Consider the following 11,448-nt stretch of genomic DNA (forward strand, 5'->3'; position numbering starts at 1 on the left):
GGGGACGAGGTCCTCCGTGACGCCCCGCCGCCCCACCACGACCGCGGTGCGGCGGGCGCGCGCCGCCTACCTGGCGCTGATCCGGTGCGTGCGGTCGGCGAGCTGGCCGATCCGGCCCGCGTTGTCGAAGCCGCCGCCCGACACGGCCTTGACCGCGCCGCCGGAGCCGACGGTGTAGAGCGCCTGCTCCGGGTTGAGCAGGTCGTACGGGGCGGCGTCGCCGTGGTCGGCGAGCATCAGCACGTACTCGGTGCCGCCCTTGGCGAGCGTCGTGGTGTCCCGCTCCTTGTACGTGACGCCCTTGTACGTACCGCCGAGCTGACTGACCTCGACGGTGTCCCCGACGGCGGCGTCCCCGGAGAGCACCTGGGAGACCTTCACCGTGGAGACGGTGACGACCATCGGGTCGGCCTCCGCCTCGGCCCGCGCCTGCGCGATCTCCTCCGGGGAGAGTCCCGCCTGCGGGTTGGTGGCCGGGTCGCCGTCGGCCGAGGTCTCGGGCAGCAGGGGCTCGACCCGGGAGCCGGTCACGGTGCCCCGGACGACGAGGTCGGACCGCTCGATGACCGCGTCGAGCGAGTCGAAGGCGGGGTAGTCGGCGTGGTAGGACACGACGTCCGCCGAGGAGCCTGCCCCGGATCCGGAGCCGTTCGCGGGCCCGCCGTCCGAGGAGCAGCCGACGACGCCGAACGCGGCGAGGGCCGCGGCGCCGGTGACGAGAATGTTCCGGGTCGCCATCACGAGTAGATCCTCTTCACCTCGGACTTGTCGTACGCCAGCGGCTTCTGCACCGTCGTGCGATTACGACCGTGCTTCATGAGCGACGCTTTACTGGTATTCGGGTTGTCGTTGAGACTCAGCGCGTGCCCGAGTTCGTGCGTGGTGGTGCTGCGGACCCACTGGTCGTACTTCGAACCGGCATCCCGGTCGAGAGTCCTCGCATTCACCTGGATCTTGAAGACTCGTTTGGCGCGGGTGCCGGAAGGCGTATACACCCCGTACCAACTCGCGCTGTAGCGATTGGCGGTGAACGAAGCCTTGGCGGTGGATTTCCGGCCGATCTTCGCCTTTACCCCGGCGTCGTTCCAGTTCTTCCGGCCGGTGTCGAAGTACTTGACCCACTGGCTGTTGATGCCGACGGTCTTGACGCTGAACGACCGCTTCGGCATGCCCCCGCTGTAGTACGTGGCCTGCGCAGATGTCGATCCTGCGAGAGTGCCGGCGACAGCCAGCGCGGTGCAGGAAGTGAGCACGAGCGATGCCCGTGCGAATCTCCGATTCAATTTTTTCCCCGTGAATTGGGCATGCGGAAGCGCAACGCCGCGCGCATGCACGATCGAGAATGAGGACGCGGATATGAGGCACGCGTCCCTGAAGAGCTGAACTTCCCCCTTCGATCCCCCGGTTGGTCCCCCGTCGGTCAGCTCACCCGACACATCCGACCCTATGTTCCATCAGGTCCCGTAGTCAAAGGAAATCGGCCACCACATTCACTTGATAAACAAGGGGGTTGGCTCCGCATGTAAAGAACCGCCGGTAGTGCGAGGCGGCTCGGAGGGGCCCGTATGATCACATCCGTTCGGTATTCGGGCGGCCTCTCCCGGGGGCCGTCAACGGGAACCTGGGGGGTTTCGATGCGTGCGAGAGCGCTCACCACGGCGGCCGTCTGCGCGGCCGCACTGCTCGGCACCGGCGGGGTGGCACCCGCCGCCGCGGCGGCCGACCGTACGGGCCCGGTGGGGGGAGCCGGGGCGGACTTCAACGGTGACGGCTACCCGGACCTCGCCGTCGGCGCGCACACCGCGACCGTCGACGGCGTGCGGCGGGCCGGTGTCGTCACCGTCGCGTACGGCTCCGCCACCGGCCTGAGGTACGACACGGCCTCCGTCGTCAGCCAGGCCACGCCCGGCGTCCCCGGCGACCCCGCCGAGGACGGCCGATGGCGCGAGGTCACCGCCCACGGGGACCTCGACGGCGACGGCTACGACGACCTGGTCGTCAACTGGGCCGAGCGGAGCACGGTGCTCTGGGGGAGCGCCACGGGCCTCACCGACGGGGGCACCACCGTCACGCCCGGCACCTACCGGGCCCACGACCCGAAGGTCCTCGGCGGCACCGTCGGGGTGGGCGACGTCAACGGCGACGGGGTGGACGACTTCGTCACGCGCGGCCACAACGGCACCGCGTACGGCCTCTCCGTACGGCTCGGCCCGCTCGACCGTACGACGGGCGCGTCGGCCGGTGTCTGGTTCCGCGACACCGGGTCCCTGGACAAGCTGCTGACCTCCGTCGTCCACGTGGGCGACCTGACCGGCGACGGGATCGACGACATCGTCGCCGTTGGCAGCGTCGTCCTCGGGAGCGGTGCGCCCGGGGGCGTGGTGCTGAAGGGGTCCGCCACCGGCCTCGTCAAGGGCAGCGGCTTCGGCGGCCCGCACGCGTACAGCACCTTCTACCCCTCGGCCTTCGGCGACCTGAACAAGGACGGGTACCAGGACCTGGTGACGGGCCATCCGGGGGACAACAGGATCTACGTGGCCTACGGCGGCCCGAACGGCGTCGCCACCACCCCGAAGGCCCGCTCCTACACCCAGGCGAGCGCCGGCGTCCCGGGGCTGGACGAGGAGGGCGACCGCTTCGGCTCGGCCCTGGCGATCGGCGACACCGACCAGGACGGCTACGACGACGTGATCGTCGGCGCCTCGTACGAGACCGGCGCCGACCCGGCGACCACCACCGCCTCGGGCGCGATCACCGTGCTGCGCGGCGGCCCCGCCGGGATCACCACCACCGGCGCGAAGGCCCTCACCCAGAACAGCAAGGGCGTCCCCAGCACCTCGGAGAACAACGACCACTTCGGCTCGGCGCTGGTCGTCGCCGACACCGACCGGGACGGCGCCCCGGAGGTCTACGTGGGCGGCAACGGCGAGGACGGCTACAAGGGCCGCGTCTGGAAGCTCCCGACCGGCCCGTCGACCGGCGTCACCGGCGTCGGATCCACCAGCTTCCACCTGGGCACGCTGGGCGGCTCCCCGGGCGGCGGCAACTTCGGCTACCGCATGGCCGGCTGAGCGGACCGGCCGGGCGCCCGCTGGTGGTCAGGTGCCGGGCGTGTTCCGGTAGGCCCGGTAACCCGCTCCGGACAGCAGGGTGTTGACCCTCTCGGCCATGCCGAGTTCCAGCGGCTCCCGGCGGCGCCCCTGTCCGCTCAGAAGCCGGACAGCCGTGGCGTCATCCTTGTCGAACAGCGCTTCCAGCAGGGGTATTTCATTCGGACTCAGTTCGGCGACCGTCTCGCGGACCAGGTCGCGTACAAGGCGTTCACCGGACGGTCCTGCTTCTGAACCCATGTCATCCCCCAGAGAACACGTGAACGGTCGGTGTGGATGGTGCGGTCTTGACCCCGGTGACGAAAGCGGACCACGCCGGCGCCGGGAAGGCGAGGCCCGGGGCGTGAGGGGTCTTGGAGTCCCGGACGGGGACCAATCCGGTCAGGCCGTCGGCCACCTCCAGGCAGTCGCCTCCGCTGCCGCCGCTGAAGGTGGACTTCCGCCAGATGGCCGCTCCGGGGAACTCCGTGGCGACCTCGACGCAGTTGCCGCCGGTGCCTCCGCTGTAGCTCGACTTGCGCCAGCTCGCCGCGCTCAGGTCGTACTCATGGCTGCTGCTCGTCACGCGCGTAGTCCTCCGCCACTGATTCGATCAGGGCCAAGGACGCTCTCGGTGACAGTGCGGTGGCCCCCAGTAGATCGTAAGTCAGTTCGTGCCGGGTCACCGTTGCCGGATCGTCCAGCAGTTGGCCCGATCCCGTGCTCTGGAGATAGGCCAGCGGAGGCGCGTCCTCGAAGGTCATCAGCTTGAGGGCGCCCTCCATCGCCGCGTGCGCGCCGGCCGCGAAGGGCAGGACCTGGACGAGGATCCGGTGGCGTCTGACCATGGCCGCCACATGGCGCAGCGCCCCCGCCATCACGGCCGGGCTGCCCACGGGTCTGCGCAGCACCGCCTCGTCCAGCACCGTCCAAACCATCGGAGTTGTTGGGTTCTTCAACAACACGGCCCGCTCCAGTCGCGCCGTCAGCAGTTCGTCGATGGCCTCCTCCGGGGCCGTCGGGTGGTACGCGCGGAAGACCGCCGTGGCGTACGGGCCCGTCTGGAGCAGGCCGGGGATGAGCTGGGGCGCGTACTCCCGGATCATCATCGTGACCGCCTCGGCCTCCGCCGCCTCCGCGAAGTGGTCCGGATACTTGGACTTCTTCAGCGCCTCGCAGTTCCGGAGGAAGAAGCCGCCCGTCCCGAAGGTCTGGTCGAAGTGGGTCGCGTACTCCGGCTGCATCCTGCGCGTGCCCGCCTCCAACTGTCCGATGAACGAGCCGCTGACGAACAGTGCGGCGCCCAACTCGTCCTGGGACAGGGCAGCTTGGGTCCGCCGGTGTCTGAGTTCCGCGCCGAGCATGGCCCGTGGCGAGGAGGAGGGGTCGAGAGGTTTGGGGCCAGGCATGTGGATCTCCCGGTTCGGACAGGTGGCGGTGTTGGGACGCCTGCTCTTTTCAGGCTAGCCACTCCCGGACACGCTGTGTGTACGTAGCCGATACAGAGCGTGGGAGCGAACAGTGAACGCGACACGGGTCACCGGGGACACGGACGTGGCGCCCCGAACGGCCGAGCCCCTCCAGCCCCTCCAGCGGTTCCGGCTGATCCACTGCCAGGCCGAGGGCGTGCCGGACTGCTACGCCCCGCGCTACGAGGCGCTGTGGGCCGACCCGCCGCAGGGGTGCTCGGTCGAGCCCTTCGGCGACTACTTCTGCCTCCGCTGCGAACGCCCCGGCGCCACCCTGCTCGCGGCCGTGGCGTCGCTGTGCGCGGAGATCCGCGAGGAGTACGGGCTCCTCATGACCGATCTGGGGATCGAGGGGCTCTGGGACTGGACCGCCGACGGCACGGACGGGCGCGGTGCGGAGATCGTGGGCCAGTTGCTGTTGATGGCCGCCGAGCGGGGGCCGCTGCTCGGGTACGGGGTGGACGACCTGGTGGAGTTCCTGCGGACGGCCGCGGGACGGTGAGGCCGGGCCGCCTCAGGGCGTCGGGTCGCCGACGGCTGCGCGGGCGGGCCCGGTCGCGGATCCGGCCCCGGTCGCGGTCGCGGTCGCGTTCGCGTTCGCGAGCGGTGCGGGCGGCGTGGGCGGCGCGTTGAGGTCCGTCAGTATCGTCCTCGTGAAGCCGAACCAGTACGTGGCGGCGAACCCCGTGACGTATCCGGTCAGCAGCCCGCCCCCGTACACCGCGAGCGCCGCGCCCATGCCCCGGTCGCCGGCCAGCAGCGGGAGGAGCGCCCACCCGGACGGGCCGATCGCCGTCGAGCCGACCGCTGTGCCGAACTGGTGGAACAGGCCCACGAATCCGCCGCCCGCGGCCCCGCCCACGCACGCCGTGACGAAGGGGCGGCCCAGTGGCAGCGAGACACCGTAGATCAGTGGCTCGCCCACCCCGAGGAGGCCCGCGGGCAGGGCGGAGCGGATGGTGCGGCGCAGGGAGGTGTTCCGTGGGAGGCGTACGTAGACCGCGGCCGCCGCGCCCACCTGGCCCGCGCCCGCCATCGCCAGGACCGGGAGCAGCACGGTGTACCCCTGCTGTTCGATGAGCGTCGTGTGGATCGGGATCAGCGCCTGGTGCAGCCCCACCATCACCAGCGGCAGGAACAGCCCGCCCAGTACGAGCCCCGCGCCTGTACCGCCGTAGGTGAGCAGCCGGTCGGCGAGGTCGCCGATGGCGGTGGCGACCCGGCCGGCCACGTACATCAGCCCGTACAACGTGGCCAGTCCGGCGACCAGGACGGTCAGGGTCGGGGTGACCAGGACGTCCAGCGCCTCCGGCACCCGTCCGCGGCACCACTTCTCGACCCGTACCGCGAGGAGCGCCGCGGCGAGCGCGCCCAGCACCCCGCCCTGGCCCGGCGCGAGCGTGCGGCCGAACACGTCGACGTGCGCGACGCCGGGGAAGACCACGACCGCGGCGACGGCGCCGCCCAGGACCGGGGTGCCGCCGAACACCTTCGCCGTGTTGAGGCCGACGAACACCGCGATCAGCGACATGAATCCGGCGGAGAGCGCGGTCAGCGCCGGGGTCAGCGAGGGCAGCAGGTGGAGGTTGGTGAGCAGCCCGCCGAGGCCCGCGATGACGCCGCAGCCGATCAGGGCGGGGATCAGCGGGACGAAGATGTCGGCGATCCGGCGCAGGAGCAGTCTGACGGGGGTGGCGTTCCGCGTCCTGCGCGCCGACCTGATCGCCTCGCCCTTCGCCGCCAGACCGTCGGCGGTGGCGGTGGCGGTGGCAGCGGCGGTCGTGGTGGCGGTGGCGGCGGGCGCGGGGGACCGGGTCAGCAGCGCCTCGAACTCCGGGGTCACCCGCGCCACCGTCCCCGGGCCCAGCACGATCTGGTACGTGCCGTCCTCCACCACCCCGAGCACCGCGGGCAGCGCCCGCAGCTCCGCCTCCCGCACCAGGGAACGGTCGCGCAGTCCGAGACGCAGCCGCGTCATGCAGTGGGCCACGTCGGCGACGTTCGCGGCGCCTCCGACGAGCGGGAGGATGGCTTCCGCGATGGCGCGGTTCTTGTCCATGGGCCCTGTCTTCTCGCGTCAGGAGGTCACGGCGTGGGGGAGGGGCGGGTCCGCAGCAGCGCCGCGCGCAGGTGGCCGTCGTGCTCGGTCAGCAGCCGGGCGGCCGTCGGTCCGTCGACCGCGCCGAGGATGAGCAGGATGGCGTTCTTGACCTCGCCGCCGGTGGCGGCGAGTGCCGACTCGATCTCCTCGTCGGACGCGCCCGTGGCGAGCGAGACGATCCGGCGGGAGCGGGCGCGCAGCTTGTCGTTGGAGGCGCGGACGTCGACCATGAGGTTTCCGTAGGTCTTGCCGCGCCGGATCATCGTGATCGTCGAGAGCATGTTGAGGACGAGCTTCTGCGCCGTGCCGGCCTTGAGACGGGTGGAGCCCGTGAGCAGTTCGGGCCCGACGACCACCTCGATGCCGTGTTCGGCCGCCGCGGCGAGCGCGCTGCCCGCGTTGCAGGAGAGGCCGATGGTGAGCGCGCCGAGGGAGCGGGCGTGCTCGACGGCGCCGACCGCGTACGGGGTGCGGCCGGAGGCGGAGACCCCGACGACCGTGTCCGCCGCGGTCAGCTTTATCGCCGTCAGATCGGCCGCCGCCAGCTCCACGGAGTCCTCGGCGCCCTCGACGGAGGTGACCAGCGCGCCGGGGCCGCCCGCGATCAGGCCGACGACCTCGTCGGGGTCGGTGTTGAACGTCGGCGGGCACTCGCTGGCGTCCAGCACCCCGAGCCGTCCCGCCGTCCCGGCGCCCGCGTAGATCAGCCGGCCTCCGCGCGCCACGCGCTCGGCGGTCGCGTCGACGGCGGCGGCGATCAGGGGGAGCTGGGCGGCGACGGCGGCGGGGACGGTGGCGTCCTCGCCGTTCATGATCCGCGCGATCTCCAGCGTGGGAAGCCGGTCGATCTCGGCGAGTTCGGGGCGGAACGCCTCGGTGGTGAGACCGTCGAGCTGCGCGCGGAGTGCGCCGTACGCGCGGCTCTCGGTGTCACGCGTGTGGTTCGCGCGGTTCGTGTGGTTCATGTCGTGCGTTGAGGACATGGGGAAGCGGCTCTTTCTCTCCGGGGGTGCGGGCGCCGGTTTCCGGGGGTGCGGGTGCCGGTGAAGGAGGTACGCGGGTGGGGCCGGGGCGTCAGCGCCCGGTGCCGGTGGCGGGACCGGGCGTCAGCGCACGGTGCCGCGCGGCCGGTGGCGGTGCGCGAGCGCTTCGTACGACGCGGAGAGCGCGGGCGCGGCCGTCTCGTACGTACGCTGCGCCACGCCTATGAACAGGCAGTCGACGACGAGGAGCTGGCTCGTACGGCTCGACATGGCGGCGGGGCGCAGCTCGCTCTCGCGGGCGGTGGACGTCGTCAGGACGTGGTCGGCGTACTGCGAGACCGGACTGTCGGGGCGCCCGGTGATGGCGACCGTCGTCGCGCCCCGGTCGAAGGCGACGCGGAGCGGTTCGATGACGTCGCCGGTGGAGCCGGAGTGCGTGATCGCGACGGCCACGTCACCGGGCTGGAGCTGGACGGCGTTGGTCACGGCGAGGTGCGGGTCGCTGTGGGAGTGCGCGATGAGTCCGATACGGAGCAGTTTCTGCGCCAGGTCCATGCCGACGAGGGAGGACGCGCCGACACCGTAGATGTCGATCCTGCGGGCGGCGGCGGACGCGGCGACGACGGCGCCGAGCTGGACGGTGTCGAGCCCGGCGGCGGTGTCGGCGAGCGTCTGCTGTTCGTCGTAGGCGAGCTTGGCGACGACGTCCCCGATGGGGTCGTCCACGGCGATGTCGGCGGTGACGGAGGGCGCGCGGCCGGACTGCTGCTGGGCGGCGAGACCGGCGAGGGCGAGGCGGAGATCGCGGTAGCCGGGGTAGCCCAGGAGCCGGGCGGTACGGACGACGGTGGCCTCGCTGGTGCCGGTCAGTTCGGCGAGGCCGGTGACGGTGAGGGCGGCGCAGCCCGCCGGGTCGCCGGCGACGGCTTCCGCGACGAGTTGCATGGAGCGGGTCATGGTCGGTGCCAGGGTCCGCACCTTGGCGGCGAGGGCGGCGGGGGCGGGGGGAGCGTCACCGCTGAAACTTTCCTTCACGACGTGAGTCACCCTTGAAAGATATTTTCGTCATATCGGACCGTCAACCCCCTCGGGAGGGCGGGCGCGGCCCCCGGGTGACAATGGCGGGATGGACGACGAGACCCCGGAGCCGGGCGAGACCCAGGACCCGGACGCGATCCGGAAGCCGGGCGAGACCCAGGACCCGGACGCGATCCGGAAGCCGGGCGAGACCCAGGACCCGGACGCGATCCGGAAGCCGGACGGGGCTCAGGGCCCGGACGCGACACCCGCCACGGGCGCGATCCCCGGCCGGGACGCGATCCCCGCCCCGGCGCCGGACGCCGCCCCCGATCCGCTGGAGCGGGCGCTGCACGCGGCCCGCGCGCTGGTCCTCGCGGACCTGGCCGCCGGGGATGTGGCGCGCCCCGAGGTCGTGTCGCTGGTCGAGGAGTCGGTCTCGCACCGCCGCTGGTGGGTCGGGCAGTGGCCCGAGGGTGTGGAGTTCGTTGCCGGGCTGGTCGCCCAGGACGTCCAGGACGCGCTGATGGAGCGGTACGGGCGCTGGCCGCTCTGCCCGGTCTGCGCGGAGGCCGAGCCGCACGCGCTGGAGGTGGAGCCGGAGCTGGGGCCCGACCCGCACTGGGTCTGCGGCAAGGCGGGCGTGGTGGTCGCGGCGGTCGGCGCGCTGGGCGGACCGGGCGGGGCCGGCGGTCCCGGCGGGGCGGGGTCGGTATGACCGTCTACATCGACCCGCCCACCTGGCCCGGTCATGGCCGGATGTGGTCGCACCTGGTCAGCGACGTCTCCTTCGGGGAGCTGCACGCCTTCGCCGCCTCGCTGGGCTGCCCGCCGCGCGCCTTCGAGCGGGACCACTACGACATACCGTCGGAGCGTTACGGTGACGCCGTGCGGGCGGGCGCGGTGGAGATCGGCCCGAAGGAACTCGTCCGCCGGATCACCGAGGCGGGGCTGCGCCGCCCGAAGGGCCGCCCGGCCTGCGCGGGACCGTCCGGACCGGCTGCCCGACAGACAGTTCGTGATAGCCTCTAATTATATCTTGATGGTATAGTTGTCCGGTACGGAGAAGGTTCCGGTACGGAGAAGGTTCCGGTACGGAAGAGGCGTGGAAAGGCGGCCTGCCATGGCGGACCCGGGCACGAAGACCCCGCGCGAGCGCTACCGCGCCCAGGTGCGCGCGGAGATCAAGGAACGCGCCTGGGAGCAGATCGCCACGGCGGGCGCCTCCGCGCTCTCCCTCAATGCGATCGCCAAGCTGATGGGGATGAGCGGCCCCGCGCTCTACCGCTACTTCGCCGGCCGCGACGAGCTGATCACCGAGCTGATCAGGGACGCGTACCGGAGCCTCGCCGACGCCTTCCACGCGGCCGCCGCGTCCGGCGCCGACGCGGCCGGGCTGGCGCGCGTCCTGCGCGCGTGGGCCCTGGAGGATCCCCACCGGTACCTGCTCATCTACGGCACGCCCGTCCCCGGCTACCACGCGCCCGACGACATCACCGCGATCTCCCAGGAGATCATGGGGGCGCTGCTCGACGCGGTCGGCGAACTGCCCACGGTCCCTTCGGAGGCCGGGTTCGACACCCATCTCGCGGAGCACCGGGACTGGGCGGGGGGCCACCCCGCCGAGGACGCCACGCTCCACCGGGCCCTGACCTTCTGGACCCGGCTGCACGGCGTCCTCTCCCTGGAACTGGCGGGTCACTTCACCGGGATGGGCTTCGACCCGGCCCTGCTGTTCACGGCCGAGCTGACAGATCTCGTCCGTCCGCCGGCCGCGCGCTGACCCCGTCCTTCCCGTCCGGCCCGTCCGTCCCGTACGCCGGGACCGTGGCCGGAGCGGCGGCGGCGTCGACGGCGGCGACCGCCGCGGAGCCGGTCACCACCCGGCTGCCCGTCGCGCGGTGGAAGCGGAGCGAGAGCGCCGCCAGACCGATCGCGACCAGGGTCATCGCCGCGCCCGCCCACGCCGTCGAGGCGAAGCCGAGGTCCGCGTCGATCACGGAGCCGCCGAGCCAGGGGCCGCCCGTGTTGCCGAGGTTGAAGGCGGCCGTCGTGGTGGCGCCCGCCAGAGTGGGCGCGGCGGCGGCGATGTTGAACATACGGGCGTTGAGCGCGGGCGCCGTGTAGAACGCCGAGACCCCGAGCAGGAACGTCAGGACGACGACGGCGACCGGCTGCGTGGCGGTCAGCGCCAGCAGGACGAGCAGCACCGTCGACGCGGTCACGCCGCTGATCAGGACGGTGAAGAGATGCGCGTCCGCGTACCGGCCGCCCAGCGCCGTACCGACCAGCGCGCCGATCCCGAAGAGCGCGAGCACCGTCGGGACCCAGCCGCTGTCCAGGCCCGCCACATCCGTGAGCAGCGGGGCGAGGTAGGAGAACGCGCAGAAGACACCGCCGGCCGCGAGCGCGGTCACGGCGATGGAGAGCCAGACCTGACGGTCCCGGTAGATGGCCAGCTCCCGCTTGAGCCGCGGCTTCTCGGCGGGCAGCGGGATACGCGGGATCAGGGTCGCCACACCGATCAGCGCGACCGCGGAGGCCGCGCCGACCGCCCAGAACGCCGAGCGCCAGCCCAGGTGTTCACCGAGGAACGCGCCGGCCGGGACGCCGAGCACATTGGCGATGGAGAGCCCGCCGATCATGACGGCCATCGCGCGGGCGCGCGGGGGGGGGGGGGGGGGGGCCCGCGCGCGCGCGGGGCGCGGCGCCCCCCCCCCCCGCCCCCGGGGGGGGGGCGCGCCCCCCCCCCGCCATCCACCCCCCCACCCCTGTGCACACCTGCGCGC

General features: G+C 72.5%; 14 protein-coding genes (1 of these 14 only partly in view). 5 read left to right on the top strand and 9 right to left on the bottom strand.

The genetic code is table 11. The annotated features are described in order from the left end of the window. Positions 1 to 66: 66 nt before the first annotated feature. The gene (locus ACFXPK_RS21305) at positions 67 to 738 is read right to left on the bottom strand and encodes a hypothetical protein (protein WP_385001068.1); all 672 of its coding nucleotides are present in this window, start codon (positions 736 to 738) and stop codon (positions 67 to 69) included. Next, positions 738 to 1,169, bottom strand: a complete 432-nt coding sequence (locus tag ACFXPK_RS21310; RefSeq protein WP_385077621.1) for a hypothetical protein — start codon at positions 1,167 to 1,169, stop codon at positions 738 to 740. Before ACFXPK_RS21310 ends, ACFXPK_RS21305 begins: the two co-directional genes overlap by 1 nt. A gap of 465 nt (positions 1,170 to 1,634) precedes the next feature. On the opposite strand from ACFXPK_RS21310, the gene ACFXPK_RS21315 reads away from it, so the two are divergent. Next, on the top strand, positions 1,635 to 3,071 hold the full coding sequence (locus ACFXPK_RS21315; protein ID WP_385077624.1) for an FG-GAP and VCBS repeat-containing protein: 1,437 nt from the start codon (positions 1,635 to 1,637) through the stop codon (positions 3,069 to 3,071). A 27-nt stretch (positions 3,072 to 3,098) separates the two neighbouring features. Here ACFXPK_RS21315 and ACFXPK_RS21320 read toward each other — a convergent pair whose 3' ends face one another. The 3 genes from ACFXPK_RS21320 to ACFXPK_RS21330 are packed head-to-tail and all read right to left on the bottom strand — an operon-like array spanning position 3,099 to position 4,498. After that, positions 3,099 to 3,350: a hypothetical protein gene (locus tag ACFXPK_RS21320; RefSeq protein ID WP_385077627.1), complete on the bottom strand. Its 252-nt coding sequence runs from the start codon at positions 3,348 to 3,350 to the stop codon at positions 3,099 to 3,101. A 1-nt stretch (position 3,351) separates the two neighbouring features. After that, positions 3,352 to 3,675: a DUF397 domain-containing protein gene (locus ACFXPK_RS21325; RefSeq protein WP_385077629.1), complete on the bottom strand. Its 324-nt coding sequence runs from the start codon at positions 3,673 to 3,675 to the stop codon at positions 3,352 to 3,354. Further along, positions 3,656 to 4,498 (bottom strand): helix-turn-helix domain-containing protein, encoded by an 843-nt coding sequence (locus ACFXPK_RS21330; protein ID WP_385077631.1) that lies wholly within the window; start codon positions 4,496 to 4,498, stop codon positions 3,656 to 3,658. Before ACFXPK_RS21330 ends, ACFXPK_RS21325 begins: the two co-directional genes overlap by 20 nt. Positions 4,499 to 4,610: 112 nt before the next feature. On the opposite strand from ACFXPK_RS21330, the gene ACFXPK_RS21335 reads away from it, so the two are divergent. Continuing rightward, positions 4,611 to 5,060, top strand: a complete 450-nt coding sequence (locus tag ACFXPK_RS21335; protein ID WP_385001087.1) for an amidase — start codon at positions 4,611 to 4,613, stop codon at positions 5,058 to 5,060. Between the two features lie 12 nt (positions 5,061 to 5,072). On the opposite strand, the gene ACFXPK_RS21340 is transcribed toward ACFXPK_RS21335, so the two are convergent. The 3 genes from ACFXPK_RS21340 to ACFXPK_RS21350 all read right to left on the bottom strand — a co-directional run bounded on the left by ACFXPK_RS21340 (position 5,073) and on the right by ACFXPK_RS21350 (position 8,689). Continuing rightward, positions 5,073 to 6,617 (bottom strand): PTS transporter subunit EIIC, encoded by a 1,545-nt coding sequence (locus ACFXPK_RS21340; RefSeq protein WP_385077634.1) that lies wholly within the window; start codon positions 6,615 to 6,617, stop codon positions 5,073 to 5,075. A gap of 26 nt (positions 6,618 to 6,643) precedes the next feature. Further along, positions 6,644 to 7,624 carry an N-acetylmuramic acid 6-phosphate etherase gene (gene murQ, locus ACFXPK_RS21345; protein WP_385001117.1) on the bottom strand — a complete coding sequence of 327 codons (981 nt, stop codon included), beginning with the start codon at positions 7,622 to 7,624 and terminating at the stop codon, positions 6,644 to 6,646. A gap of 141 nt (positions 7,625 to 7,765) precedes the next feature. Beyond that, a complete protein-coding gene (locus ACFXPK_RS21350; protein ID WP_385001095.1) occupies positions 7,766 to 8,689 on the bottom strand; it encodes a MurR/RpiR family transcriptional regulator in 924 nt (307 codons plus the stop codon). 271 nt (positions 8,690 to 8,960) lie between these two features. On the opposite strand from ACFXPK_RS21350, the gene ACFXPK_RS21355 reads away from it, so the two are divergent. The 3 genes from ACFXPK_RS21355 to ACFXPK_RS21365 all read left to right on the top strand — a co-directional run bounded on the left by ACFXPK_RS21355 (position 8,961) and on the right by ACFXPK_RS21365 (position 10,442). After that, on the top strand, positions 8,961 to 9,377 hold the full coding sequence (locus ACFXPK_RS21355) for a hypothetical protein (protein WP_385001120.1): 417 nt from the start codon (positions 8,961 to 8,963) through the stop codon (positions 9,375 to 9,377). Then, a complete protein-coding gene (locus tag ACFXPK_RS21360) occupies positions 9,374 to 9,691 on the top strand; it encodes a DUF4031 domain-containing protein (protein WP_385077637.1) in 318 nt (105 codons plus the stop codon). The genes ACFXPK_RS21355 and ACFXPK_RS21360 overlap by 4 nt, the downstream gene beginning before the upstream one ends. Before the next feature lie 91 nt (positions 9,692 to 9,782). Continuing rightward, positions 9,783 to 10,442, top strand: coding sequence for a TetR/AcrR family transcriptional regulator (locus tag ACFXPK_RS21365; protein WP_385001101.1), 660 nt, complete (start codon positions 9,783 to 9,785; stop codon positions 10,440 to 10,442). Here ACFXPK_RS21365 and ACFXPK_RS21370 read toward each other — a convergent pair. Next, positions 10,396 to 11,448: the 3' portion of an MFS transporter gene (locus ACFXPK_RS21370; RefSeq protein ID WP_385077704.1), read on the bottom strand. 381 nt of this gene lie beyond the right edge of the window; the window shows 1,053 of its 1,434 coding nt (coding positions 382-1,434); its start codon lies off the right edge, out of view; the stop codon is at positions 10,396 to 10,398. The genes ACFXPK_RS21365 and ACFXPK_RS21370 overlap by 47 nt on opposite strands.

The sequence above is a fragment of the Streptomyces sp. NPDC059142 genome (assembly GCF_042755665.1).
Taxonomy (GTDB): domain Bacteria; phylum Actinomycetota; class Actinomycetes; order Streptomycetales; family Streptomycetaceae; genus Streptomyces.

Bases quoted from the DNA above. Each gene is read 5' to 3' on its own strand.
- ACFXPK_RS21315 (WP_385077624.1), top strand. From the start codon at position 1,635: ATGCGTGCGAGAGCGCTCACCACGGCGGCCGTCTGCGCGGCCGCACTG.
- ACFXPK_RS21365 (WP_385001101.1), top strand. From the start codon at position 9,783: ATGGCGGACCCGGGCACGAAGACCCCGCGCGAGCGCTACCGCGCCCAG.
- ACFXPK_RS21360 (WP_385077637.1), top strand. From the start codon at position 9,374: ATGACCGTCTACATCGACCCGCCCACCTGGCCCGGTCATGGCCGGATG.
- ACFXPK_RS21340 (WP_385077634.1), bottom strand. From the start codon at position 6,617: ATGGACAAGAACCGCGCCATCGCGGAAGCCATCCTCCCGCTCGTCGGA.
- ACFXPK_RS21320 (WP_385077627.1), bottom strand. From the start codon at position 3,350: ATGGGTTCAGAAGCAGGACCGTCCGGTGAACGCCTTGTACGCGACCTG.
- murQ (WP_385001117.1), bottom strand. From the start codon at position 7,624: ATGAACCACACGAACCGCGCGAACCACACGCGTGACACCGAGAGCCGC.
- ACFXPK_RS21330 (WP_385077631.1), bottom strand. From the start codon at position 4,498: ATGCCTGGCCCCAAACCTCTCGACCCCTCCTCCTCGCCACGGGCCATG.
- ACFXPK_RS21305 (WP_385001068.1), bottom strand. From the start codon at position 738: ATGGCGACCCGGAACATTCTCGTCACCGGCGCCGCGGCCCTCGCCGCG.
- ACFXPK_RS21310 (WP_385077621.1), bottom strand. From the start codon at position 1,169: ATGCCGAAGCGGTCGTTCAGCGTCAAGACCGTCGGCATCAACAGCCAG.